Source organism: Humibacter ginsengiterrae (genome assembly GCF_054780115.1).
The window spans coordinates 95,012-118,820 of sequence record NZ_BAAGWY010000003.1; the positions used below are offsets into that span (position 1 = coordinate 95,012).

At 68.0% G+C, this 23,809-nt stretch carries 24 protein-coding genes, 1 tRNA gene and 1 riboswitch; of the genes, 13 read left to right on the forward strand and 12 right to left on the reverse strand.

Annotation, left to right across the window (positions count from 1 at the left end; all coding sequences use genetic code 11):
- Window positions 1-53: 53 nt before the first annotated feature.
- The 5 genes from tdh to ACYVII_RS05325 all read left to right on the forward strand — a co-directional run bounded on the left by tdh (window position 54) and on the right by ACYVII_RS05325 (window position 5,480).
- Complete coding sequence (tdh, locus tag ACYVII_RS05305) at window positions 54-1,097, forward strand: L-threonine 3-dehydrogenase (protein ID WP_460532123.1); 1,044 nt, start codon at window positions 54-56, stop codon at window positions 1,095-1,097.
- 29 nt (window positions 1,098-1,126) lie between these two features.
- Window positions 1,127-2,302 (forward strand): PLP-dependent aspartate aminotransferase family protein, encoded by a 1,176-nt coding sequence (locus ACYVII_RS05310; protein ID WP_460532126.1) that lies wholly within the window; start codon window positions 1,127-1,129, stop codon window positions 2,300-2,302.
- Window positions 2,303-2,321: 19 nt separating this feature from the next.
- Window positions 2,322-2,454: riboswitch (ZMP/ZTP riboswitch) on the forward strand.
- A gap of 45 nt (window positions 2,455-2,499) precedes the next feature.
- Window positions 2,500-3,825, forward strand: a complete 1,326-nt coding sequence (glyA, locus tag ACYVII_RS05315) for a serine hydroxymethyltransferase (RefSeq protein WP_460532129.1) — start codon at window positions 2,500-2,502, stop codon at window positions 3,823-3,825.
- Between the two features lie 101 nt (window positions 3,826-3,926).
- Window positions 3,927-4,802 (forward strand): bifunctional methylenetetrahydrofolate dehydrogenase/methenyltetrahydrofolate cyclohydrolase, encoded by an 876-nt coding sequence (locus ACYVII_RS05320; RefSeq protein WP_460532132.1) that lies wholly within the window; start codon window positions 3,927-3,929, stop codon window positions 4,800-4,802.
- 117 nt (window positions 4,803-4,919) lie between these two features.
- On the forward strand, window positions 4,920-5,480 hold the full coding sequence (locus ACYVII_RS05325; RefSeq protein WP_460532135.1) for a DUF6790 family protein: 561 nt from the start codon (window positions 4,920-4,922) through the stop codon (window positions 5,478-5,480).
- Here the strand turns inward: ACYVII_RS05325 and ACYVII_RS05330 are convergent, their stop codons facing one another.
- Window positions 5,481-5,885 carry a VOC family protein gene (locus ACYVII_RS05330; protein WP_460532137.1) on the reverse strand — a complete coding sequence of 135 codons (405 nt, stop codon included), beginning with the start codon at window positions 5,883-5,885 and terminating at the stop codon, window positions 5,481-5,483. It lies immediately after the preceding gene.
- 201 nt (window positions 5,886-6,086) lie between these two features.
- Here ACYVII_RS05330 and ACYVII_RS05335 point away from each other — a divergent pair, with 201 nt between their 5' ends.
- The 3 genes from ACYVII_RS05335 to ACYVII_RS05345 are packed head-to-tail and all read left to right on the forward strand — an operon-like array spanning window position 6,087 to window position 8,663.
- A complete protein-coding gene (locus ACYVII_RS05335) occupies window positions 6,087-7,568 on the forward strand; it encodes a purine-cytosine permease family protein (protein WP_460532824.1) in 1,482 nt (493 codons plus the stop codon).
- A complete protein-coding gene (locus tag ACYVII_RS05340; RefSeq protein ID WP_460532140.1) occupies window positions 7,565-8,149 on the forward strand; it encodes a cysteine hydrolase family protein in 585 nt (194 codons plus the stop codon). The genes ACYVII_RS05335 and ACYVII_RS05340 overlap by 4 nt, the downstream gene beginning before the upstream one ends.
- A gap of 28 nt (window positions 8,150-8,177) precedes the next feature.
- Window positions 8,178-8,663 carry a YbaK/EbsC family protein gene (locus ACYVII_RS05345; protein ID WP_460532143.1) on the forward strand — a complete coding sequence of 162 codons (486 nt, stop codon included), beginning with the start codon at window positions 8,178-8,180 and terminating at the stop codon, window positions 8,661-8,663.
- 11 nt (window positions 8,664-8,674) lie between these two features.
- On the opposite strand, the gene ACYVII_RS05350 is transcribed toward ACYVII_RS05345, so the two are convergent.
- The 5 genes from ACYVII_RS05350 to galT all read right to left on the reverse strand — a co-directional run bounded on the left by ACYVII_RS05350 (window position 8,675) and on the right by galT (window position 13,595).
- Window positions 8,675-9,526, reverse strand: coding sequence for an aminoglycoside phosphotransferase/kinase family protein (locus ACYVII_RS05350; protein WP_460532146.1), 852 nt, complete (start codon window positions 9,524-9,526; stop codon window positions 8,675-8,677).
- The gene (locus ACYVII_RS05355) at window positions 9,519-10,532 is read right to left on the reverse strand and encodes an NAD(P)-dependent alcohol dehydrogenase (RefSeq protein WP_460532149.1); all 1,014 of its coding nucleotides are present in this window, start codon (window positions 10,530-10,532) and stop codon (window positions 9,519-9,521) included. The genes ACYVII_RS05350 and ACYVII_RS05355 overlap by 8 nt, the downstream gene beginning before the upstream one ends.
- Window positions 10,533-10,613: 81 nt before the next feature.
- The gene (locus ACYVII_RS05360) at window positions 10,614-11,171 is read right to left on the reverse strand and encodes a gamma carbonic anhydrase family protein (protein ID WP_460532152.1); all 558 of its coding nucleotides are present in this window, start codon (window positions 11,169-11,171) and stop codon (window positions 10,614-10,616) included.
- A 145-nt stretch (window positions 11,172-11,316) separates the two neighbouring features.
- Entirely contained in the window at window positions 11,317-12,477 is a 1,161-nt protein-coding gene (gene galK, locus ACYVII_RS05365) for a galactokinase (protein WP_460532155.1), read from the reverse strand.
- Window positions 12,474-13,595 carry a galactose-1-phosphate uridylyltransferase gene (gene galT / locus ACYVII_RS05370; protein WP_460532158.1) on the reverse strand — a complete coding sequence of 374 codons (1,122 nt, stop codon included), beginning with the start codon at window positions 13,593-13,595 and terminating at the stop codon, window positions 12,474-12,476. The genes galK and galT overlap by 4 nt, the downstream gene beginning before the upstream one ends.
- A 57-nt stretch (window positions 13,596-13,652) precedes the next feature.
- On the opposite strand from galT, the gene ACYVII_RS05375 reads away from it, so the two are divergent.
- From ACYVII_RS05375 to ACYVII_RS05385, 3 genes are read left to right on the forward strand one after another with little or no spacing between them, the layout of a single operon-like run.
- Window positions 13,653-14,489, forward strand: coding sequence for a DeoR/GlpR family DNA-binding transcription regulator (locus ACYVII_RS05375; protein WP_460532162.1), 837 nt, complete (start codon window positions 13,653-13,655; stop codon window positions 14,487-14,489).
- 22 nt (window positions 14,490-14,511) lie between these two features.
- Window positions 14,512-15,453, forward strand: a complete 942-nt coding sequence (locus ACYVII_RS05380; protein WP_460532165.1) for an aldose 1-epimerase family protein — start codon at window positions 14,512-14,514, stop codon at window positions 15,451-15,453.
- Between the two features lie 40 nt (window positions 15,454-15,493).
- Entirely contained in the window at window positions 15,494-16,492 is a 999-nt protein-coding gene (locus ACYVII_RS05385; RefSeq protein WP_460532168.1) for a zinc-binding alcohol dehydrogenase family protein, read from the forward strand.
- Between the two features lie 25 nt (window positions 16,493-16,517).
- Here the strand turns inward: ACYVII_RS05385 and ACYVII_RS05390 are convergent, their stop codons facing one another.
- The 4 genes from ACYVII_RS05390 to ACYVII_RS05405 all read right to left on the reverse strand — a co-directional run bounded on the left by ACYVII_RS05390 (window position 16,518) and on the right by ACYVII_RS05405 (window position 20,490).
- Window positions 16,518-18,002, reverse strand: coding sequence for a glycoside hydrolase family 1 protein (locus tag ACYVII_RS05390; protein ID WP_460532171.1), 1,485 nt, complete (start codon window positions 18,000-18,002; stop codon window positions 16,518-16,520).
- Window positions 18,003-18,106: 104 nt separating this feature from the next.
- A complete protein-coding gene (locus ACYVII_RS05395; protein ID WP_460532174.1) occupies window positions 18,107-18,817 on the reverse strand; it encodes an NADPH-dependent FMN reductase family protein in 711 nt (236 codons plus the stop codon).
- A 1-nt stretch (window position 18,818) separates the two neighbouring features.
- Complete coding sequence (locus ACYVII_RS05400; protein ID WP_460532177.1) at window positions 18,819-20,006, reverse strand: LLM class flavin-dependent oxidoreductase; 1,188 nt, start codon at window positions 20,004-20,006, stop codon at window positions 18,819-18,821.
- Window positions 20,007-20,136: 130 nt separating this feature from the next.
- The gene (locus tag ACYVII_RS05405) at window positions 20,137-20,490 is read right to left on the reverse strand and encodes a hypothetical protein (protein WP_460532180.1); all 354 of its coding nucleotides are present in this window, start codon (window positions 20,488-20,490) and stop codon (window positions 20,137-20,139) included.
- Window positions 20,491-20,657: 167 nt separating this feature from the next.
- On the opposite strand from ACYVII_RS05405, the gene ACYVII_RS05410 reads away from it, so the two are divergent.
- Window positions 20,658-20,732: transfer RNA gene (locus tag ACYVII_RS05410), tRNA-Lys, on the forward strand.
- 189 nt (window positions 20,733-20,921) lie between these two features.
- On the opposite strand, the gene ACYVII_RS05415 is transcribed toward ACYVII_RS05410, so the two are convergent.
- Window positions 20,922-21,086 carry a cytochrome c-type biogenesis protein gene (locus ACYVII_RS05415; RefSeq protein ID WP_460532182.1) on the reverse strand — a complete coding sequence of 55 codons (165 nt, stop codon included), beginning with the start codon at window positions 21,084-21,086 and terminating at the stop codon, window positions 20,922-20,924.
- A 95-nt stretch (window positions 21,087-21,181) separates the two neighbouring features.
- On the opposite strand from ACYVII_RS05415, the gene ACYVII_RS05420 reads away from it, so the two are divergent.
- Window positions 21,182-21,820, forward strand: coding sequence for a DNA-directed RNA polymerase subunit beta (locus ACYVII_RS05420; protein WP_460532185.1), 639 nt, complete (start codon window positions 21,182-21,184; stop codon window positions 21,818-21,820).
- Window positions 21,821-21,860: 40 nt separating this feature from the next.
- Here ACYVII_RS05420 and ACYVII_RS05425 read toward each other — a convergent pair whose 3' ends face one another.
- On the reverse strand, window positions 21,861-23,807 hold the full coding sequence (locus ACYVII_RS05425) for an acyltransferase family protein (RefSeq protein WP_460532188.1): 1,947 nt from the start codon (window positions 23,805-23,807) through the stop codon (window positions 21,861-21,863).
- Between the last annotated feature and the right edge of the window lie 2 nt (window positions 23,808-23,809).

Consider the following 23,809-nt stretch of genomic DNA (forward strand, 5'->3'; position numbering starts at 1 on the left):
GACCAGAGGATGTTTGTGCGACGTTCCGCACGTGTGCGAAGGAGGACGACGGCGTGAAGGCGCTCTACAAGGCACAGGCCGGCCCGGGACTGGAACTGGTCGACCGGCCGGAGCCGGTGCCGGCGGAGGATGAGGTGAAGATCCGGGTGCTGCGCACCGGCATCTGCGGCACGGATCTGCACATCCGGCGTTGGGATGACTGGGCGGCGTCAGCGGTGGCGGCTCCGCTCATCCCGGGTCACGAGTTCTTCGGTGAGGTGGTCGAGGTGGGGCCGCTCGTGCACGAGGTGCAGGTCGGCGACCTCGTCTCGGGCGAGGGGCACATCGTGTGCGGCATGTGCCGCAACTGCCGTGCGGGGCGCAGGCAGATGTGCATCCGTACCAAGGGCCTCGGCGTGCAGCGCGATGGAGCGTTCGCCGAGTACCTCACCCTGCCAGGCACGAACGTGTGGGTGCATCACGAGTCGATCGATCCGGATGTCGGCGCCATCTTCGATCCGCTGGGTAACGCCGTGCATACGGCGCTGGCGTTCCCGCTGGTCGGTGAGGACGTTCTGGTGACGGGTTGCGGTCCGATCGGGCTGATGGCGGTCGCGATCGCTCGTCACGTGGGTGCGCGGTTCATCGTCGCCACCGATATCAGTCCGGACCGGCTCGCGATGGCGACCCGGATGGGTGCGGATCTCGCGGTCGACGTGTCGAAGAGCACGATCCGCAGCGCGCAGGAGGCCCTCCAGATGCGCGAGGGATTCGACGTGGGCTTCGAGATGAGCGGCGCGCCGAGCGCGCTGCCGCAGATGATCGAGAACATGAACCACGGCGGCCGCATCGCCATGCTGGGTCTGCCGACCGGCGCCATCGCCATCGACTGGGGCATCGTGGTGACCCACATGCTCACGCTCAAGGGCATCTACGGGCGTGAGATGTTCGAGACCTGGAATGCGATGGGCGCCATGCTGCAGACCAGTTCGGTGCTGCGCGAGGCGATCGGCTCGATCATCTCGGAGCGGATGCCCGCCACCGAGTGGGAGCGCGGGTTCGAGGCTGCGGCATCCGCCCACGGTGGCAAGGTCATCCTGGACTGGACGCAGCTGTAGGAACGGGTGACGGAAGGAGAGCGGAGCACATGTATGGAGCGATCAAGGAGCACCTGGCTGGCGAGCTCGCGGAGATCGAGGCGGCGGGGCTGACGAAGCGGGAGCGGGGCATCCGCGGTCCGCAGAGCGCCGAGATCGACGCGGACGGCCAGGAGGTGCTCAACTTCTGCGCCAACAACTACCTCGGTCTCGCCGACAGCACCGTGCTGGTGGATGCCGCCACTGAGGCCCTGCAGGAATGGGGCTACGGGCTGGCGAGTGTGCGGTTCATCTGCGGCACCCAGGAGCAGCACCTCCGGCTGGAGCGGCGAGTGTCGGAGTTCCTCGGTACGGAGGCGACGATCCTGTACTCGTCGTGCTTCGACGCGAACGGCGGCCTGTTCGAGGTTTTGCTGGGCGCCGAAGACGCGATCATCTCCGACGAGCTGAACCACGCGTCGATCATCGACGGCATCCGGCTCTGCAAGGCGAGGCGACTGCGTTACCGCAACCGGGATCTCGCCGACCTCGAGGAGCAGCTGAAGGCGTCGCAGGATGCCCGCTTCCGCGCCATCGTCACCGACGGCGTGTTCTCCATGGACGGCTACATCGCCCCGCTCGAAGGCATCTGCGACCTCGCCGAGAAGTACGACGCTCTTGTCATCGTCGATGACTCGCACGCCGTCGGCTTCGTCGGCGAACACGGCCGGGGCACACCCGAGTTCTGCGGCGTCGAGGACCGTGTGGACGTGCGCACCGGAACGTTCGGCAAGGCGCTCGGCGGGGCATCCGGCGGCTACGTCTCCGCCCGGAAGGAGATCGTCGACCTGCTGCGCCAGCGCTCCCGGCCGTACCTGTTCTCCAACTCGCTGGCGCCTGCGATCGTCGCCGGAACCCTCGCCGCGCTCGACCTCATCGAGAACTCCGACGACGCCCGCGTGCGACTGAGGGAGAACGCGCAGCTGTTCCGTTCGCTGATGACGGAGGCGGGGTTCGAGCTGCTGTCCGGCGAGCATCCGATCGTGCCCGTCATGTTCGGCGATGCCGCGCTCACCGCACGCATCGCCGAAGAGATGCAACGCCACGGCGTGTACGTCACCGCGTTCAGCTACCCGGTCGTTCCCGTCGGCAAGGCGCGCATCCGCGTGCAGCTCTCCGCCGCGCACACACCCGATCAGGTGCGCCGGTGCGTCGCCGCGTTCGTCGCCGCACGCGACGCCGCGTAGCCCCAGCGCCACGGTATGCTGGAAAAGTCGCAACTGGCGTATCGACGTGGGCCGGGCATCCGGCATCCGTCGCGGATGGTTCACCATCGGGGAGCGACTCCTGACCTTGCGAGATTCGAAGGCGGATTCGGCCGCGCGCCTGGGCCGACGCGATGACACGTGATGACGTCCGCCTCACGAAAGGCAAGGAGCCCCGCATGACCGTTTCGCCCACCTTCAACGCGCCGCTGGCCGAGGTCGACCCCGAGATCGCCGAGGTGCTGAACCTCGAGCTCGGTCGCCAGCGCGACTACCTCGAGATGATCGCGAGCGAGAACTTCGTGCCGCGGGCCGTGCTCGAATCGCAGGGCTCGGTGCTGACGAACAAGTACGCGGAGGGCTACCCGGGCCGTCGCTACTACGGCGGATGCGAGTTCGTCGACATCGCCGAGAACCTCGCCATCGAGCGTGCCAAGTCGCTGTTCGGTGCCGAGTACGCGAACGTGCAGCCGCACTCCGGGGCATCAGCCAACGCCGCCGTGCTCAGCGCGATCGCGCAGCCGGGCGACACGATCCTCGGACTCGAGCTCGCGCACGGCGGCCACCTCACGCACGGCATGCGGCTCAACTTCTCCGGCAAGCTCTACAACGTCGCCTCGTACGGCGTCGACCCGCAGACGTTCCGCGTCGACATGGACGTGGTGCGGGAGAAGGCGCTCGAGCACAAGCCCAAGGTGATCATCGCCGGATGGTCCGCGTATCCGCGGCACCTCGACTTCGCCGCGTTCCGCGAGATCGCCGACGAGGTGGGTGCGACGCTCTGGGTCGACATGGCGCACTTCGCCGGCCTCGTCGCCGCGGGCATCCACCCGTCTCCCGTGCCGTACGCGCACGTCACCAGCTCGACCGTGCACAAGACGATCGGCGGCCCGCGCTCCGGCTTCATCCTGAGCAACGACGCCGACATCGCCAAGAAGCTCAACTCGAACGTGTTCCCCGGCCAGCAGGGCGGCCCGCTCATGCACGTGATCGCCGCGAAGGCCACGGCGTTCAAGCTCGCGGCGACCGACGAGTTCCGCGACCGCCAGGAGCGCACGGTACGTGGCGCGCAGATCCTCGCTGAGCGACTGACGGCGGCGGATGCCAAGGAGGCGGGTGTCGACGTGCTCACCGGCGGCACCGACGTGCACCTCGTGCTCGTCGACCTGCGCACGTCCGAGTTCACCGGCAAGGAGGCGGAGGACCGCCTGCACGAGGTCGGCATCACCGTGAACAAGAACGCCGTGCCGTTCGACCCGCGCCCGCCGATGGTGACCTCCGGCCTGCGCATCGGCACGCCTGCGCTCGCAACCCGTGGATTCGGCGGCGCCGAGTTCACCGAGGTGGCCGACGTGATCGCGCTGGCGTTGAAGCAGGACGCCGACATCCCGGCGCTTCGTGCCCGCGTGCGGAAGCTGACGGATGCCTTCCCGCTCTACCCGGGACTCGGCCCGTCCGGGTTCCCGGTCGAGCAGGTCGAACTCGCGTCCTCGATCGAGGGCTGAGGCTTGCGCGCTGGAGCTAGGGGCGAAGGTCCGGTGGACCTTCGCCTCGACGCCAGCGCCGAGCGAGCTGCGCTCGCTCGGACGGCAGAGGAGACATCAAGGTGACTGCAACACGTCTCGATGGCAAGGCCACGGCGGCCGCCATCAAGCAGGAACTCGCCGAACGCGTCGCCGCGCTGAAGGAACGAGGCATCGTCCCCGGCATTGCCACTGTGCTCGTCGGCGCCGACCCCGGGTCGCAGCTCTACGTCGGCATGAAGCACCGCCAGTCGCAGGCGATAGGCATGAACTCGATCCAGATCGAGCTCCCCGCGGATGCCACGCAGGAGGATGTCGAAGCAGCCGTCGACCGCCTGAATGCGGATCCGGCGTGCCACGGCTACATCGTGCAACTGCCGCTGCCGAAGCACCTCGACACCGACGCCATCCTCGAGCGCATCGATCCAGCGAAGGATGCCGATGGCCTGCACCCGACCAACCTCGGCCGGCTCGTGCTCAACGTGAACGCGCCCATTGAGACGCCCCTGCCTTGCACGCCGCGCGCCGTGATCGAGCTGCTGCTGCGCAACGACTACGACCTCAAGGGGAAACACGTCGTCGTCGTCGGGCGCGGCGTGACGATCGGACGCTCGATCGGCCTGCTCCTTACCCGGCGGGCGATCAACGCGACCGTGACGCTCACGCACACGGGTACCCGTGACTTGCCGTTCTACCTGCGGCAGGCCGATGTGATCGTGGCGGCAGCGGGAGTGAAGCACCTCGTGCGCCCCGAAGACGTCAAGCCCGGCGCGGCCGTGCTTGACGTCGGGGTGACCCGCGAGGACGACCCCGAGACCGGCAAGTCGAAGGTGTACGGCGACGTGGCGCCGGGGGTGGAAGATGTCGCGGGCTGGCTCTCGCCCAACCCCGGTGGGGTCGGGCCGATGACCGTCGCCCTGCTCATGACGAACGTGGTGGAGGCCGCGGAGCGCGCATAGGCATCCCCGCGATCTGGGGGTGTTCGGCGGATTTTGCCGACGATTACGCTGTGCCTGAAGTGCCGCCGCCATGTGCGCTGACGGCGGCGCACTCAAGGGGGCATCGTGCAAGCGTTCATGACGGCTGCGATCACGCTGATCTTCAGCAACATGCCAGTCACACTGTTCATCGTCGGCTTGATCACCGCGGGAATCATCTCGCTGGCCTCACGACACCGGCACGAGCCGGGTTTCGTGAGCGGAGCGTTCCTCGATCAGTTCCTGCTGCTGTCCGTCGGCGTGGCCTACGCCTACAACTTCCTTATGCACAGCGTCTTCGGCGATTTCACGGCGAAGGTGATCGGCTGGGCGCAGAGCCCGTTCCAGCTGGAGGTAGCGTTCGCGAGCCTCGGTTTCGCGGTGGTCGGCTTCATAGCGTTCTCGCGGCGGCGCAGTCTGCTCGTGAAGTTCGTGGCGCTGGTCGGTCCTGCGGTATTCCTCTGGGGTGCGGCCGCCGGACATATCTACCAGATCGCGACCACCGGGAACACGGCCGAAGGAAACGCGGGCTCGATTCTGTACACCGACATCCTTCTGCCGCTCATCGGCTTCGGACTGCTCTGGTGGCACGGCGCGGCCGCCCGACGGAGCGAGGCTGCTGCTACCCGCACCGACGTGTGGACCGAGGCGACCGACTGATCAGCCGGCGTCGGGGCTGGCCGCCTCATCGGATGTCAGCAGGATCACGTTGCCGTCCGGGTCGTCGACCATCGCGGCGTAAGGTCCCGCGGTCTTGGTGGGCGGCATCCGGCCGTGGTAGCCGGCGCCGGTGAGCTCGGCCCACACACTGTCGACCAGCGCATCCTCGCCGACGTAGAACTCGAGGAGCTGCTGGTAGCCGCCCGACGGACGTTCGAAGTTCGGATCGTAGACCGAGGCGAAGCTGGTCGTGAGGAGCAGGCTCACCCCGCTCGGCATGCGGTGGATGACGATGGGCCGATCGCCAGCGGGATCCGGGATCTCGAGACCGAGGCGGCGGTAGAACGCGATCGAGGCATCCAGGTCGCGCACCTCGAGCACGACCATGGCGAGCTGTATCTGCATGCTGCGATCGTGCCGCATGCCGCCGACATTCCTCGACGGAAGTGTAGGCGGAAGCAGCGGTCGCGCGAGCGAGGCGACCGAGCGCGGCGCTACCGCTGGTGACGTCCCTGCGCTAGATTCCAGGCCATGACCGCCCTCGACGATCGCGCCCACGGATCCGACCCCGGCGCGTCCGGCCCCGATGCGTCTCGCCCGAGTGCGATGTCGATCGAGCTGAACGCGCTGAACTCCATCGACGAGGCGGAGCGCCGTGGCCGCCCGCGCGGCCTGTTCTGGCCGTGGTTCGCGGCCAACGTTTCGGTGCTCGGTGTGAGCTACGGCTCGTTCCTGCTCGGCTTCGGCATCTCGTTCTGGCAGGCGACCATCGTGGGCATCCTCGGAATCGTCGTCTCGTTCCTGTTCTGCGGATTCATCTCCCTCGCGGGCAAGCGCGGCTCGGCTCCGACCCTGACGCTGAGCCGTGCAGCGTTCGGCGTGCACGGCAACAAGGTGCCGTCGATCATCTCGTGGCTGCTCACCGTTGGCTGGGAGACCGTGCTCGTGGCGCTCGCCGTGCTGGCCACCACGACGGTCTTCAAGGAGCTCGGCGGCGCCGGCGGTGCGGTCACCGAGGTGATCACGCTGATCGTCGTCGTGGTGCTCGTCATCGGTGGCGGCGTTTTCGGCTTTCACGTGATCATGCGCCTGCAGGTGATCATCACCATCGCGACGGCCGTGCTGACCATCGTCTACATCGTCTTGGTGGCCGGTCACATCGACTTCACGAAGCTCGCCGAACTACCCTCCGGGGATCTGCCCAAGCTCATCGGCGGATTCGTGTTCATGATGACCGGATTCGGGCTCGGCTGGGTGCAGGCCGCCGCCGACTACTCGCGCTACCTGCCGCGCACATCCTCATCCGGTGGGGTCGTCGGGTGGACCACTTTCGGTGCGTCGCTGGCACCCGTCATCCTTCTCGTCTTCGGTCTCATGCTTGCGGGATCGTCGCAGAAGCTGTCGGCGGCCATCGGAGCGGATCCCATCGGCGCACTGACCACGATCCTGCCGGCGTGGTTTCTCATTCCGTTCGCGATCGTCGCCGTGCTCGGCCTCATCGGCGGCGCCGTTCTCGACATCTACTCGTCAGGAATCGCCTTGCTCAGCGCAGGGCTGCGCATCCCGCGCCCTGCTGCCGCGCTCATCGACGGCATCATCATGATCGCGGGCGCGGTGTACATCGTGTTCTTCGCGCCGAGCTTCATCGGCCCGTTCCAGGGATTCCTCATCACGCTCGGGGTGCCGATCGCGGCCTGGTGCGGTGTCTTCCTCGCCGACCTCACCCTGCGCCGCCTGGGCTACTCGGACCGCGACCTCTTCGATGCCCGCGGCCGCTACGGGAGCTGGAACTGGCTAGCCATCGCCCTGCTCGTCATCGGCACGGCGCTCGGGTGGGGTCTCGTCATCAACCCCTACGGCCTGAGCTGGCTCGACTGGCAGGGCTACCTGCTCGGCCCGTTCGGCCTCGGCGGCACCAAGGGCATTTGGGGCGGTGCGAACCTCGGCGTACTCGTCGCGCTCGTGGTCGGGTACCTCGGCGTCATCCTGTTCGGTCGCGGTCGTGTTCGCCGCCAGGAGGCGTTGCCGGAGGAGGATGCCCCGCTCGTCGATCCGACGGGTGGGCTGCACGCCGAGGCAGGCGAATGAGTGGAACGCGAGGCGCGGGCACTGGCTCCGGCCTGGAGGCCGAGCCCTGGCTCGTCGTCATCGACATGCAGCACGTCTTCGGCGACCCGGCGAGCGGCTGGTTCACGCCCCGCTTCGAGGAGGCGAGGGCGGGCATCCGTCGACTGCTGCCTGCATTCGGGGACCGCGTCGTTCACACGCGATTCGTCGCACCGGAGCATCCGCGGGGCGCCTGGAGCGCGTACTACGAGGTGTGGCCGTGGGCTCTCGTGCCAGACGACGACCCGCTGTACCGGTTGGTCGACGAGCCGGAATCCTCGCACGCAATCGTGACGGAGAACACGTTCGGCAAGTGGGGCCCTCGACTCGATGCAGCCACCGGAGGAAGCCGGGAGCTCGTGCTGGCCGGAGTCTCCACCGACTGCTGCGTCATCTCCACGGCATTGCCTGCGGCCGACGCCGGTGTGCACGTCAGGATCGCAGCGGATGCCTGCGCGGGCGCCACCGACTCCGACCACCGTCGCGCGCTCGACGCGATGGCCCTCTACGTGCCGCTCATCGACGTGACCGACGTCGACGCGGTGCTCGCGGCGATGCGCTGAGCTTCGCGTCTGTCGATACCCTGGACCGATGAGCATCGACACGTCACACTCGGCCGTGCAAGCGGTCGAACGCGAACTGCGGGCGCACGGCATCCAGGGCGAGGTGCGCTGGCTCGACGAAGCCACCCCGACAGCGGCGGCCGCCGCCGCGTCGATCGGCACCGAGGTGGGCGCCATCGCGAACTCGCTGGTGTTCACGCTCGACGGCGAACCTGTGCTCGTGATGACCTCTGGCGGACACCGCGTCGACACCGCCTACCTGGGTGAGGAGCTCGGCGGAACGCTGAAGCGGGCATCCGCCGAGACGGTGCGCGAAGCCACAGGACAAGTAATCGGGGGAGTCGCTCCGACCGGCCATCCCGCACCGTTGCGCACGTGGGTCGACACTGCGCTGAAGGCTTACCCCGAGATCTGGGCCGCGGCGGGGCATCCGCACACGGTCTTCCCGCTCACCTATGAGCAGCTGGTCGAACTCACCGGGGGCACCGAGGTCGAGGTCGCGCGGGGGGAGTAGCGGCGCACCGGCTACGCGTCGTCCTCGAGCAGCCGGCGGATCATCACACGACCGTGCTCCTCGAAGTCGTCATCGCCGATCCCGTGCGACCAGACCACGGTACCGACCGCCTCGCGCATCGTCTCCAACTCGAGCACGGCACGGTCGTCTGCGTCGAGTTCGCGTCCCGTGCCGCGCATGAAGGCGGCTTCGAGTTGAGGTCGGTCGTGGAAGTCCTTGCTGCGAAGCCGCACGAGATCGCTCACCCACGAGCGCTGTGCTCCGCGGCCGAAGTCGATGACGGCGATTCTTCCCTCGTGCACGAGCCAGTTGCGAGGCTGATAATCGCCGTGGGTGAAGTAGAGCCGCACCGGATGCCTTGACAGGCTCCGCAGCTTCATCTTGAGCCGTCTGCGTGACAGGTCGTCGACGAGGCACTCCGCCCGTTCGATCCCGTCGAGGGTGCGTGCCGCCACCGCGTCCAGGTACTCATCGGAAAGCGGCCCGGGAACCTGCAGCCTGGCGAGGATCGCTCCTGCCTGTTCGAAGTAATCCGGGTGCTCTTGCTCAGGCGTTCCGAGCAGGAGCCGTCCTGGAAGGTATTCGGTGACCAGGATTCCCGCCTGGATGTCTGCGAACTGCAGGCGCGGCGCAGGCAGATCGTGGAGCGCGTTCAGCACGTCGCGATGCGCCGCGATCTCCCGGCCGATGTGGTGGCTCGTCTCACTGGCCTTCACGATGTGCTCTCCGGAGCGTGAGCGCACCTGGAGCACAGCCGTCTCCTGGAGGGGCCAGGAGTGGTCGGCGACGACCGACCAATCGCCGAGCCAGATGTCCAGCAGATCGCGGTGTGACGCGGACAGTGCCGGGCGCCGCTTAGGCATCCTGCGGGTAGATGATCGCCTTCACCGCGGTGGGGTCGGTCGCCCCGATCGCGAGCGCGTCCGCTGTCTGCGCGAGCGGGAAGCTGTGCGTGTGCACACCGCTCAGGTCGACGCGTCCGGATGAGATGAGCGCGATTCCGAGCGGCCACGTGTTCTGGTAGCGGCTCACCATCGAGATCGTGATCTCGTTCCAATTCAGCGTGTGCAGTGGCAGGTCCGCGTTCTGCTTGGCGATGCCGATCACGGCTGCCCGGCCGGCAGGGCCGAGCCGGGCCAGACCGTCGGCCAGAACGCCCGGTGCGCCGGAACACTCGAGCAGCACGTCGAAGCTGCGCGATGAGCCGGAGCCCGACCCGCTGAGCTCGGTATCGAACCCGTGCTTCGCCGCCAGTTCGAGGCGTGGCTCGACCACGTCGGTGATCGTCACAGTGCGGGCGCCGAGAGCACGAGCTGCTTCGGCCGCAAGCAGTCCGACCGGTCCGGCACCGGTGACGAGCACGTCGTCGCCCGGGCGCAGGCCCGCGCGCTGGCATCCCCACAGCCCCACCGAGAGCGGCTCGACGATCGCCCCTTCCTCGAAGGTCATCGACTCGGGCATGACGAACAGCGTGCGCGCATCGATGGCGAGCCTCTGCACGAGGGCGCCATCCACGGGAGGGGTGGCGAGGAACCGCAGGTTCGGGCACAGGTGGTAACGCCCGGCGCGGCACTGGGCGCACGTCCAATCGGGCACGCTCGGTTCGATCGCCACGCGATCGCCCGGCACGACGTTCGTGACGCCCTGACCCACGGCGACGACCTCGCCCGACACCTCGTGGCCGAGTATGAAGTCGCCTTCGACCACATAGGGCCCGATGCGGCCATAGCGGAAGAACGAGACATCGGATCCGCAGACGCCGACCGCGCGGATCGCGACCACCGCCTCCCCCGGGCCCGGTTCGGGCTCTGGTCTCTCCTGGATCTGGATCGTTTCAAGCGCGGTCATTACAGCGGCGAGGTTGGTCATGCCGTCTCCTTCGAGTCGGGGTGGAGTGGAGTTGGAGGTCGAGCCGAGTTGGAGTCGGATTGCAGATCGAGTCCGAGGCGTTCAGATCCGCGTTCCAGTGCGATGCAACTCGAGGTGTTCGAGGTACACCTCGGCGTTGTGACGGATGCCCGCAACCTCTTCGTCGCTCAGCTCACGCCGCACCTTCGCGGGCACGCCGGCCACGAGCGACCGCGGCGGCACGATCGTTCCCGCAGTGACCAGGGCCCCCGCGGCGACGAGCGATCCGGCGCCGATCACCGCTCCGTTCATCACGGTGGCGTGCATGCCGATCAGCACGTCGTCTTCGATCGTGCAGCCGTGCAGTACAGCGTTGTGCCCGACCGAGACTCCCGAGCCGAGCGTGAGGGGGAAGCCCGTGTCGACGTGGCACGAGCAATTGTCCTGGATGTTCGACCGCTCACCGATGACGATCGGCTCGTTGTCGGCCCGCAGCACGGCGTTGTACCAGACGCTCGCACGCTCCCGCAGGGTGACGGCGCCGATCAGGTGGGAGCCCGGTGCGGCCCACGCGGAGTCCGCCACCTCCGGGCGCGGACGATCGGCCCCCGAAACCAACGATGGCAGAGCGGTCAGGCGGGCATCCGGATGCGCAGACATGCCCCCAGTCTGCCCGCCCTGGCCGGTCGCAAGCCACTGTTCTGGCCCAGAACAGGCAGATCGCGCGAGAACAGGCAGGTCGTGCCTGTTCTCGCGTGGCAAGCGCATTCCTGCCTGTTGCGGCGGCGCGAACGCGCCGCCGCAGCTACTCGTCGCGCGAAGCTCCGGCCGACGGCACGACCGCGAACAGGTCGGGCTGGGCGTAGCCGTGCTCGGCGAACGCCGCGTCGACGGATGCCTCCACCTGGGACACCAGCTCGTGCGGCACCAGCGCGATCGCGGATCCCCCGAAGCCGCCTCCGGTCATCCTGGCGCCGATGGCGCCGTAGTTCTGCGAGATCTCCACGGCGAGGTCGAGCTGCGGAACGGACACCTCGAAGTCGTCGCGCAGGGAGCGGTGCGAGGCATCCATCAAGTCGCCGATCGCCCGCGGGCCCTGCTCCCGCAGCGTGCGCACCGTGTCGAGAACGCGCTGGTTCTCGGTGACGACGTGCCGCACGCGACGGAACGTCTCGCCGTCGAGCACCTCACGCGCCCGCGGAAGGTCCGCGATCGAAACCTCTCGCAGCGACTCCACGCCGAGCTCTCTGGCACCTGCCTCGCAGGATGCCCGTCTCGCGGCATATCCGCCATCAGCGTGCTCGTGTTCCACCTTGGTGTCGATCACGAGCACCTCGAGCCCCGCCTCGTCGAACCCGAGCGGGATGACGTCGGTCTCGAAGCTGCGGCAGTCGATGAAGATGCCGCTGTCTGCACGGCCGAGCAGCGACGCCGACTGGTCGAGGATGCCCGTGGGTGCGCCGACCACCTCGTTCTCGGCGATGTGCCCGGCCTTGACGAGCGTCTTGCGATCCAGGTCGAGCCGCCACACGTCGTTGAGCGCCACTGCCGCTGCGGACTCGATGGCGGCCGACGACGACAGGCCCGCGCCCACCGGAACGGCGGAGTCGAGGTAGAGGTCGAAGCCCGGAACGGCGTCGAGATCGGCGCCGAGCTGACCCAGCGCCCAGGCCACGCCGAGCGGGTAGTTCTGCCAGCCGCGCTGGCCGCCGGGCCCGATGTCGGACAGCGACGTCTCGACGACGCGGTCGGAGAACGACGACGCGACGCGGATCGCCCGGTCGTCGCGCAGCGCGAGCGCGCCGACCGTGCGCCGGTCGATGGCGAACGGGAACACGAACCCGTCGTTGTAGTCCGTGTGCTCACCGATCAGGTTCACCCGGCCCGGCGCCGACCAGACGCCCTGCGGAGCGTGCCCGAAGAGCTCGGTGAAGCGCGCGCGAGCAGCCGCGACGAGGTCGGTCATACCGGGTTCTCCTTGTCTGCCAGCGCGATCGCCGTGCGCAATGATTCCGCCTGCCGCTCCGGCGGCACATCGCCGACCCATGCTCCCATGGCCGCTTCGCTGCCGGCCAGGAACTTCAGCTTGTCGGCCGCCCGACGCGGCGAGGTGAGTTGCAGGTGCAGCCGCACGTCACCGCGGTGCACGTTCACCGGCGCCTGATGCCAGGCCGCGATGTAGGGGGTGGGGGTGTCGTAGAGCCGGTCGACGCCGCGCAGCAGGCGCAGGTAGAGCGTCGCGAGCTCGTCGCGCTCGGCATCCGTCGTGCCAGCGAAATCGGGCACCTGCCGGTGCGGCACGAGATGCACCTCCAGCGGCCACCTTGCCGCGAACGGAACGTAAGCGCTCCAGTGCGCGCCGGCCAGGAGCATCCGCTCGCCCGCCCGCTCGAAGTCGAGGATGTCGCCGAACAGCGTCGGCCCGTACGCCTCAACCGAGGCGAGCAGCCGCTGCGTGCGGGGTGTGATGTAGGGGTACGCGTAGATCTGCCCGTGCGGATGCCCGAGCGTCACCCCGATCGCCTCGCCCCGGTTCTCGAAGGGGAAGACCTGCTGGATGCCGTCTATCGCCGAGAGTGCGGCGGTGCGGTCCGCCCACGCCTCGATCACGGTGCGCGCCCGCGACGCCGGGATGCTGCCGAAGGCCCCCGAGGTGGCCGAGCTGAAGCACACCACCTCGCATCGGCCGACGGAGGTGCGAACGCGTCCGATGCCCACCTCCGCGAGGTCCTCGAGGCTGCGCGGCGCATCCGGATCGTCCAGCGCGGGACCGAATGACGGGGACCTGTTCTCGAACACGGCCACGTCGTAGTCGCTCGGGATCTCCGACGGGTTGCCGGCCGACTGCGGCGCGAGCGGATCGAGCTCGGCCGGCGGGAGCACCACGCGGTTCTGCCGTGCGGCGGCGATCGAGATCCAGTCGCCGGTCAGCGGGTCCTGGCGCATCCGCGCCGTCTGCGGCCGTGGATCGAGCGTGCGGAGGTCGGGCGCGCGGTCCGCCGGCAGGGTGCTGTCGGCGTCATCGAAGTAGATGAGCTGGCGCCCGTCGGCGAGGCGGTACTCGCGTTTCGTGATGGTGCCCACGCGACGACCCTACCTTACGGATTGACAACCAATCAAAAGCAAACGTAAGTTGCTGCTGTGGTTGACGCTCCCGGTTCGACCGCCGGTGCCGTACGCGACGCCGGCGCTCCGGCGACCATTCGGCGTCAGCGCATGCTGGGGCTCATCGGCGATCGCGGATTCGTGCGGGTCGGCGAGCTGAGCGACACCTTCGGGGTCTCGGAGGTGACGGTCCGAGCCGATCTCGCGGTGCTCGAGGGGACCCAGGGCATCCGGCGCGTGCACGGGGGAGCGATGCCCAGGGTCACCGGGCCGTTGCACGAGCGTTCGTTCGAGGAGGCGCTGGAGAGCTCTGCCGACGAGAAGCTGACGATCGCGCGCCGCGCGGTCGAGCTCGTCGAGCCCGGCATGAGCGTGATCGTCGACGTGGGCAGCACCTGCATGGCGCTCGCCCGGGAACTGGTGCGCCGGGAAGACCTCTACGACGTCACCGTCATCACGAACGGGCTCACGATCGCGCTCGAACTGGAGAACGCCGTTCCGCGCGTGCAGGTGATCGTGACCGGCGGCACCCTCCGCCCGCTGCAGCACTCGCTCGTGGCGCCGCTGGCCTCGCTCATGTTCACGCACGTTCACGCCGATCTCGCGTTCATCGGCTGCAACGGGGTGGATGCTCGCGCCGGCGTCACCAACATCAACCTGCCGGAGGCGGAGCTGAAGCGCGAGATGGTGCAGGCATCCGCTCGTGCCGTCGTGCTGGCGGACGGCTCGAAGGCCGGTCAGGTGCACCTGGGCCGCATCGGCGAACTGGCGGACTTCGAGGCGGTCTACCTCGGTGCGTCCGCGGATGCCCGTGCTCTGCGCGCCCTCCGCGCCGCGCATGCCCGTGTCGTTCGCACCGCCCCCACAGGCTGAGCGACGGTCCTACGCTGGGAGCATGCGCGCCCCCACCGGAGACCAGTACGAGCTCACGTGCGACAGCCCCGCGGGGCAGGCGCGGGTGACGATCACGCAGGTGGCGGCGAGCATCCGCTCGTACTCCGTCGGCGGCATCGACGTCACCGAGCCCTATCCCGAGTCGATGGCGACGCCGTCGGGCTGCGGAAGCGTGCTCGTGCCGTGGCCCAACCGGGTGGCGGATGCCACGTGGTGGTGGCGCGACGAGTCCGGCTCCGTCAGCGAGCAGAAGCTTGCGGTGACCGAGCCGGCACGCGGCAATGCGATCCACGGGCTGTTGCGGTATTCGCCCTACCTCCTGGTGATGCGCACGAAGGACTCGGTCACGCTCTCTGCGAGCGTGTACCCGCAGCTCGGGTATCCGTTCCTGCTCGACACCAGCGTGCGCTACAGCGTGAGCGCGGACGGACTCACGGTGGAGCACACCATTGTCAATGCGGGCGACAAGGATGCTCCTGTCGCGATCGGCACGCATCCCTACCTCAAGATCGGTGGCGTTCCGACCGCCGACCTCATGCTGCGGCTCGAGGCCACCACTCACTTCGAGGTGGACGAGCGGATGAACGTGATCGGCGAGAGTCCGGTCGACGGCACGGAGTTCGACCTGCGCAGTGGCCGACGTGTCGGAGACCTTCACCTGGACACCGGGTTCGGCGGTGTGAAGCACCGCGACGGACGCGCCGAGCACTCGCTGACCGCGCCGGACGGCCGCTCGGTGGTGCTGTGGGTCGACGACTCCTACGGCTATGTGCAGGCGTTCACGCATCGTTCGTTCGCCACCCTGCCCTCGGGCGACGTCGCCGTCGCGATCGAGCCGATGACGGCGCCGGCGAACGCCCTCAACTCGTCGCGGGGACTGACCTGGCTGGCGCCGGGCGAGACCCTGAAGACGCGGTGGGGCATCGAGCCGCGTCTCGTGTGACCCGCAAGTTTCTGTCGAACGCTCAGCAGGGAGGTTCTGCATGCACGCCATCGCACTGACCGAGGGTCTGCCCATCGACGACGAGCGCAGCCTCGTCGACGTCGAGCTGGCGGACCCGGAGCCCGCGCCGCACGATGTGCTGGTGGAGGTGCGGGCGGCATCCGTCAACCCGGTCGACGTCAAGCAACGCGCGGCCAGTCCGGCACTCGACGCGCCTCGCGTTCTCGGCTTCGACGGAGCAGGGGTGGTCCGCGCCATCGGAAGTCAGGTGACGCTGTTCCGTCCGGGTGACGAGGTGTGGTGGGCAGGCCAGATCGACCGTCAGGGGTCGGATGCCGATCTTCAGCTCGTCGACGAGCGCATCGTCGGGCGCAAGCCGTCGTCGCTGGGATTCGCCGAGGCCGCAGCGTTGCCGCTCACCACCATCACGGCGTGGGAGTCGCTGTTCGACAAGCTCGCACTGACCGCTGACAGTCGAGGCGCGCTGCTCGTCGTGGGCGCAACCGGCGGCGTGGGGTCGATCATGCTCCAGCTCGTGCGCGAGCTCCTGCCCGGCGTACGCACCATCGCAACAGCGTCGGGCGAAGAGAACGTTCGCTGGGCACGCTCACTGGGAGCAGCGGCGACCGTCGACCACCACGCCGACCTGGTCGGCGAGACCCTCGACGCCGAGCCGGATGGCGTGGACTGGATCTTCACGGCTCACAGCGCCGGGCGTGCGGCGGACTACGCACGGCTGCTGAAGTCGTTCGGTGCGATCGTGGCGATCGACTCCGGCAAGGACGTCGACTTCGACGTGCTCAAGGCGAAGAGCCTCTCCTGGCATTGGGAGTTCATGTTCACGCGCCCGGTGCAGCGCACGCCCGACATGATCAGGCAGCACGAGCTGCTGGATGCCGTCGCGGACCTCGTCGACGCCGGTCGCGTCACCTCGACCGCGCAGACCGTGCTGCAGGGATGGGATGCCGCGACGTTCCGCGAAGCGCACCGCCTGGTCGAGTCCGGTCACACGGTGGGCAAGGTGGTCGTGCAGCGATGATGTGACCACGAGCGGACGCCGGCGACTACGCCGGCGCCACCGCGTTGGCCGCGATCACGTTCTTGTACCATTCGAAGCTCTTCTTCGGCGTGCGCTTCTGCGTCGGATAGTCCACGTTCACGAGCCCGAAGCGCTGCGTGTAGCCCTCGGCCCACTCGAAGTTGTCCAGCAGGGCCCACACGTAGTGGCCCTCGAGCGGGACGCCCGCGTCGATGGCTCGCGCCGCCTGCTGAAAGTGCGAGCGCAGGTAGTCGATGCGTTTCGTGTCGTTCAGGCCGTTCTGCATCGGGTCGTCGGGGACGCCGTTCTCGGTGATCACAATCGGCACGCGCTTGTAATCGTCCTTGAGGCGGGTGAGCAGCTCGTAGAGTCCCGGCGCCCAGATCTGCTGCCAGTTAGCCGCCGACGTCTGGTGGATCTGCACCATCTGCCCGTTCAGATCGACGCCGGCAACGCCGTAGTAGTTCACGCCGAGCACGCTGATGGGGGAGGAGATCGTCTTCAGATCGCCGTCTCGTATGAGCGCGGCGAAACGGTCGGGGTCTGCCGGCAGCTGCCCGTTCTCGGTGCCGATGGCATCCTTCGGGTAGCTGCCCTTCAGCACGGGGTCGAGGAACAGCCGGTTCTGCACGGCATCCACGTTGGATGTCTGCAGCTTCGCCGCTGGATCGGTCGCGCTCACGGGCGTGAGATTGAGCACGGGTCCGACCCGGCCGGCGACGCCGTTCGCGGTGAACGACTGCACGGTGAGCCCGTGCGCGAGCAGCTGGTGGTGCGCTGTCGCTGCAGCCTGGTTGGGGTCCATGATCCCCGGCGCGTGGCTGCCGTACCAGTACCCGTTGAACGCCTGCGTCTTCGGCTCGTTCAGCGTGTACCAGTCGGCGTCGACGTCTTTGAAGGTGCCGAACACGATGTCGGCGTAGTCGGCGAACCGATTCGCGGTGTCGCGCAGCGGCCAGCCGCCGGCATCCTGCAGCGGCTGCGGCAGGTCCCAGTGGTAGAGCGTGATCGCGGGGCGGATGCCACGCTCCGCCAGCCCGGCGATCAGCTGCTTGTAGAAGTCGAGGCCCTTCTGGTTCACGGCGCCCGATCCCGCCGGCTGGATGCGCGGCCACGCGAGCGAGAACCGGGATCCGCCCGCTCCGAGTGTCTTCAGCAGGTCGAGGTCGGTGCGCCACCGGTGGTAGTGATCGTCGGCGACGTCGCCCGTGGAGCCGTCGGCGATTCGCCCGAGGCCGGACTGCGAGAACGTGTCCCAGATCGACGGGCCGCGGCCGTCTACGTTCCAGGCGCCCTCGATCTGGTAGGCGCTCGTCGCCGCACCCCACACGTATCCCTTCGGGAATCGCATCGGAGACGAAGGCGGGCTCCAGGATGCCTTCGAGCCGCTGGGCGACGAGGTGCAGCCCGCCAAAGCGGCGGTCCCGAGACTGCCGATCGCGATGGCACTCGCGGTGCCGAGGAACTGCCGTCTGCTCACTCCGGTGAACGAGGAATCCGAGCCTGTCACGAGTCGCCTTCGTCTCCGCATCGTCTCTCGAGCGCCGATGAGACATGCTGAGAGCGCTCTCTTATGAGGATGCGGTCAGCATAGTGAGCGCGGGCCGGGCGCCGCTAGTCCTCGTCGATGCCTTCGATCACAGAGTTGCGCGGCTTGAGCGAACCGCCTGTGGCCAGCTTCATGAGGTCGCTGTTCAGGTCGATCGCGAGCTCCGTGCCGCCGGCACTGCCGTACTCGTGCTGGTAGTTGCGCCAGCTCGAACCGCGCACCTCGCGCTCGAATCCGCTCTCCATGAGCAGCAGCAGCTCGAAAGCGGCGCGGTCGATGCGGGAGCCGAGCGCCTTGTCCTGCCAGTCCTCGGTTGCCGCGAACACCGAGGTCGGCACGCTCAGCGCCCGCAGGTACGCGAACAGCGACCGCATCTGCTCGTCGACGACGAGGGCGTGCCGGGCGGTACCGGCGGTGGCCGCGAGCGCGACGGGCTTGGCGATCAGCAGATCGTTGTCGAGTACCTGGAAGAACGAGCTGAACAGTCCGCTCGGGCCGGCCTTGTAGACGGGAGTGCTCGCCACGACGCCGTCGGCCTCGCGCAGGGCCTCGACCGCGGCCGTGAACCGGGGGCCCAGCAATCCGGATGCCAGCGCGCCAGACAACTCCGGCAGCAGCTCCCGCAGATCCACAGTGGTGATGCGCACCGTGTTTCCGCGGCGCTCGGCCGTCTCCCGTACCGCTTGCGCGATGCGGTCGCCGAGCAGCTTCGTCGACGAGGGATCGCTGATGCCCGCGTTCACGACCGCGAGGCGGAACGTCTTCTGCTCGGCCATCTCAGTCCTCCCCGAACGGCGAGGCGGTCAGCGAGTCGGTGTCCTGGTACGGCGAGCCGCCGGTCACATTGTCGCCGCGGTTCGCATTCGGCCTTGGCTGCCGGGGCTCGGCGTCTCCGTACTTGCCCTTCACCAGGCTCGCGTGAGTGGGCGCATCCGGAACCTCGGGGTCGCGCAGCGACTCGAACTCGCGCCGCAGCACCGGTACCACCTCGCCGCCGAGCAGTTCGAGCTGGTCGAGCACCTTGCCGAGCGGCAGGCCGGCGTGGTCGACGAGGAAGAGCTGGCGTTGGTAGTCGCCGACATAGTCGCGGAAGCCGAGCGTCTTGTCGATGACCTCCTGCGGGGATCCCACCGTGAGCGGCGTGCTCTCGGTGAACTGCTCCATCGACGGCCCGTTGCCGTATACCGGCGCCTCGTCGAAGTACGGGCGGAACTCGTCACGGGCTTCCTGCGAGGTCTTGGCGATGTAGGTCTGGCCGCCGAGACCGACGATGGCCTGCTTGGCGCTGCCGTGGCCGTAGTGCTCGAAGCGCTGGCGGTAGAACTCCACCATGCGCTGCGTGTGCTCCTTGGGCCAGAAGATGTGGTTGGCGAAGAATCCGTCGCCGTAGTAGGCGGCCTGCTCGGCGATCTCCGGGGTGCGGATCGAACCGTGCCACACGAACGGCGGCACGTCGTCGAGCGGCCGCGGCGTCGACGTGAATCCCTGCAGAGGTGTGCGGAAATGCCCCTCCCAGTCCACGACGTCCTCGCGCCAGAGACGGTGCAGCAGGTTGTAGTGTTCGAGCGCGAGAGGCAGGCCCTGCCTGATGTCCTGGCCGAACCATGGGTAGACCGGCGCCGTGTTGCCGCGGCCGAGCATCAGGTCCATGCGGCCTTGGGAGAGGTGCTGCAGCATCGCGTACTCCTCGGCGATGCGCACCGGATCGTTCGTGGTGATGAGCGTCGTCGACGTCGTGACGATCAGCCGCTTCGTCAGTGCCGCGACGTGCGACAGCAACGTCGTGGGGGAGGAGGAGAAGAACGGCGGGTTGTGGTGCTCGCCGATGGCGAAGACATCCAGTCCGACCTCCTCGGCCTTGACCGCGAGCTGCACCGTGGCGTCGATGCGCTCGGCCTCACTGGGCGTCACGCCCGTCGTCGGGTCGCGCGTGATGTCGCTGACCGAGAAAATGCCGAATTGCATCGGGATGTCCCCCTCCAGGGTTGACCGGTCACACCGGCCGCTCATAGATGTATGCGTTTGCATGAATGTCGAACGCACCGCTCCCTGCAATCATTCCCGGCTGTGGCAGGAACCGCACCGGATCCGGTGATCACGCTTCAGGGGTTGACCGGCTCTCCGGCACTGTCTCGGCGACCGGGACCGCCTCGGCGACCAGCATCGCCTCGGTGCGCCAGTTGCGGCCCATACGTTCGTACGTCACGATCGCGTGGCAGTTCCGGCACCGTACGTCGCACTTTTCGATCTCGGCCATCACGATGGACTCGCTGAAGCCGAGAACGACAAGCTTCATGACTGCTTCCCGCTTGATCTCGTTCGGACGGTGGTCGAAATCGAGCACTCGCAGATCAGTAGCCCCGCAATCGAGGCACGGATGCGCCCGTAGATATTCGGCGACGAACCGCTGAAGCTGTCTACGACGTTGCCTCTTCCGCTCGCCAATCACCTGAATGTGCTTTTCCCGGTTCGCGGCGTAGTACCGGCGAGCAGACTCTCGATTGCATTCCCGACACACCGATTGCAGACCGTCGGGGCTCCGAGCCCGCCGGTTGAATTCCGTGAGTGCCTTAGACTCGGAACACGTTCCGCACACCTTGCGCGGCTCTGTGCCAGGCCCCCGTAGCTCAGAGGCAGAGCAACCGGCTTTTAACCGGTGGGTCGAGATATCGTAATTCTCCGGGGGCACCATCGCTGGCGCTCCGGACATGTCCGCTGCCATGCCGTTCCTTCGTGTCGTCCCCGATTCCACGAAGGTAGCCCTCGCCTCTGACATCGAGGAGGGCGAATGGAGCAACGAGCTACCCGCCGCAAGTAAAGGCGGGCGCCGCGACACCTGTCTGCAACGCCCGCCTTAGTCGGTGGGGGATTCCTGCCCCGTCAGGCGCGCCTGCTCCCGGTCAGTGCGCGGATGATCCAGGCGATGATGGCCAGGAGCAGCAGAACGATTCCGACCCACAGCAGCCAGTTGACCGCCGAGACGAAACCGCCCGTGAAGAGCAATATCACGGCGACGATGACCACGATGATCAGCAGGATGTTCATGACGCTTCACACTATCGTCGGCCCTCATCCGGGGGTAGACCCTTGACATCCGTGCTCTGCCTGCATCCACGCGGCAGATGCGGAATCCTTGTGGGGTGACCGATTCGAACCGCCCGTACCACAAGCCGACGAAGCTACCCGGCTTCCGGTTCGACGATCTGCACGGGGCAGACGATCCTGCAAAGACGAGCCGCGTGGCGCACGAGACCGCGGCGGCGCTGCTCGAGCGGGTGCGCAGGCATCCGGACCCCGAGATCGTCTCGCGCCTCGTGTCGTACACCGACGACAACGGTATCGACGCGATAGCTGAGCTGTGGTCCCGTGCCGCGGCGCACAGCCTGCCGGGCGCACTGTGGCGCATCTATCTTCTGCGGCTCGCGATCCGCGAGGATCCGCACGCGACGAGCCTGCAGTTCCAGCGTGGAACCGAGGTGCTGCAGTCGATCGATCCCGTCGTGGCAGGGGCCGAGACGCCGACCGGGCCCAGCGAGATCATCGACCTGGCCGATCGCATCCTGCGTGGAGTCTTCGAGGGCGACTTCGCCGTCGCACTCGAACGCGCCGCCGCCTTCTGCCGTGTCAGCGCCGCCGGGTGCACGAGCCTCGCCGACGACGCGGAGCCGACCGAGCCTGAGCGCGCGAGTCTGCTGACCAGACGAGCGCTGCGCTTCTCGGAATTCGCCGCGGAACTCACCGCAGCTGCACGCCTCTGGCGCAGCGACTCACTGGAGTGAACCCGCAAGAGAGAACTGCAATTCGAGCATTCGAATCGCGTCAGAAGCGATCGAGTGCCGCCGCCACGCACTCGGCATAGAGAACACCGCCTTCGGACCCGGGATGGATGCCGTCGGGCGACAGCAAACCCGGGTGAGCTGCGATGGCATCGTGCCAGTCGGCAAGGGCGGTCTGCTGATGCGACGCGACGAACGCGCCGAGATCGCCGTTCACCTCGCCAAGCCACGGGCGATCCGCATAGATGTTCACGAACACGATGCGACGGCCGGGGCCGACGGCCTGCAGATCGCGATCCAGGGTGCCCGTTCCGAGGTATCCATTCGTGCCGAGGCCGACGATGACAGTGTGGCGGAGCGTTCCGTCAGCGGCCTTCTCTTGCAGAAGAGCAGGCGCATCCCTCGGGGAGCGCGAGACCACGGCGTCGATGGCGATACCCGGGAACGCGCGGAGCAGAGCGGGCGCAGAGGCGAGCATGACCGAATCGCCGATCGCTGTGATGTCGCTTCCGTCGCGAGGCGCCGGTGCAGTGACAGGCGACGAATCCGAAGACGCGGCCGGACCCGACGCGCTGGGCGTCGGTGACGGCGTCGAGGTCGGCCCCGACGACGCCGGAGCGCCTGCCGCGTCAGCGGCATGCCCAGCGGGCGACGACGTTGGCGTGTGGTGCTGCGCCTGCTCGATCGCGCGCCGACCGGCCGCGACCTGCTGCTCGGCGGCCGTTCCGCTCATACCCTCGACGGCCGCCGCCGACGTGCCGACCACACCGACCAGCAGTGCAGCACATGCCACGCACGCCGCGCCGAAGAGCGCCGGCCGGGCACGGGATGTTCTCGTGAACGGTCTGACGAGCGTGCGGAAGCCGCTCCGGCGAATGGGTGTCTCGACGAATCGGTATGACAGCGCGGTGGCGGCGGCGCTGATCGCCAGCGCGATAGGCGGCACAGCCCAGGACGCCGAGCCCACGGACGCTGTGGATGCGACGGCACCGACAAGCACGAACACGGGCCAATGCCAGAGGTACAGGCCGTACGAGCGAACGCCGATCGCGCGCAGCGGCCGCACATCCAGTGCCGCACCGAGCGCGGAGGCCGGCCTTGTCGCCGCCCACACCAGGGCGACCGTGAGCACCGACACGAGCGTCAGGCCGCCGTCGTAGTTGAAGGCGTCGCGGTCGTGCACGAACGCCGCGTAGACGATGAGACCGGCGAGGGCGAGCACGCCGACGACCGGTGCAGAGCGTCGGGTGAGGCGTTCGGCGGCGGTCTCCTGCCCGTACAGATCCCAGCGTCGCGCCCGATCGAGCACGAACGCCAGGGTCGCGCCCAGCGCCAGCCCGAAGAAATGAGTGTCGGTGCCGTAATAGACACGGCTGGGATCTGCTCCGGGGCTATACAGAACCGCCATGGTGACGACGGATGCCGCGGCCAGCGCGAAAGGCACGCCAGCGCGACCGTGTCGCGGCATCCACGCCACGAGCGCGAGCACGATCAACGGCCAGACCAGGTAGAACTGCTCCTCGACGGCCAGCGACCACAGGTTACGGAAGAGCTGAGGCGAGCCCTGTGCGAAGTAGCTCTGGTCCAGTGCGACGTACACCCAATTGCTGCTGAACGTGAGCGCTCCGACCAGCTGCGAAGCGATGTGCGCGAGCACATCCCGCCCTATGAACAGCGCGGCGGTGCAGCACGCGAGCACGAGCACGACGAGGGCGGGAAGCAGACGGCGAGCCCGGCGCATCCAGAACGAACGCAGCCGCTCGCGACGCCCGAGGGATCCGATGAGAAGCGAGGTGATGAGAAAGCCGCTGATCACGAAGAACACGTCGACGCCGATGAAGCCGCCGGGAAGCGCCGCCGGCACGTAGTGATAGGCGATGACGGCGATGACGGCCAGCGCACGCAGTCCGTCGAGTCCGGGCAGGCGTGCGGATGCGGTCGCGGCAGGCGGCGCCGGCGACGGGATCGGGAGGCGTGTGTGCGGAGACATCG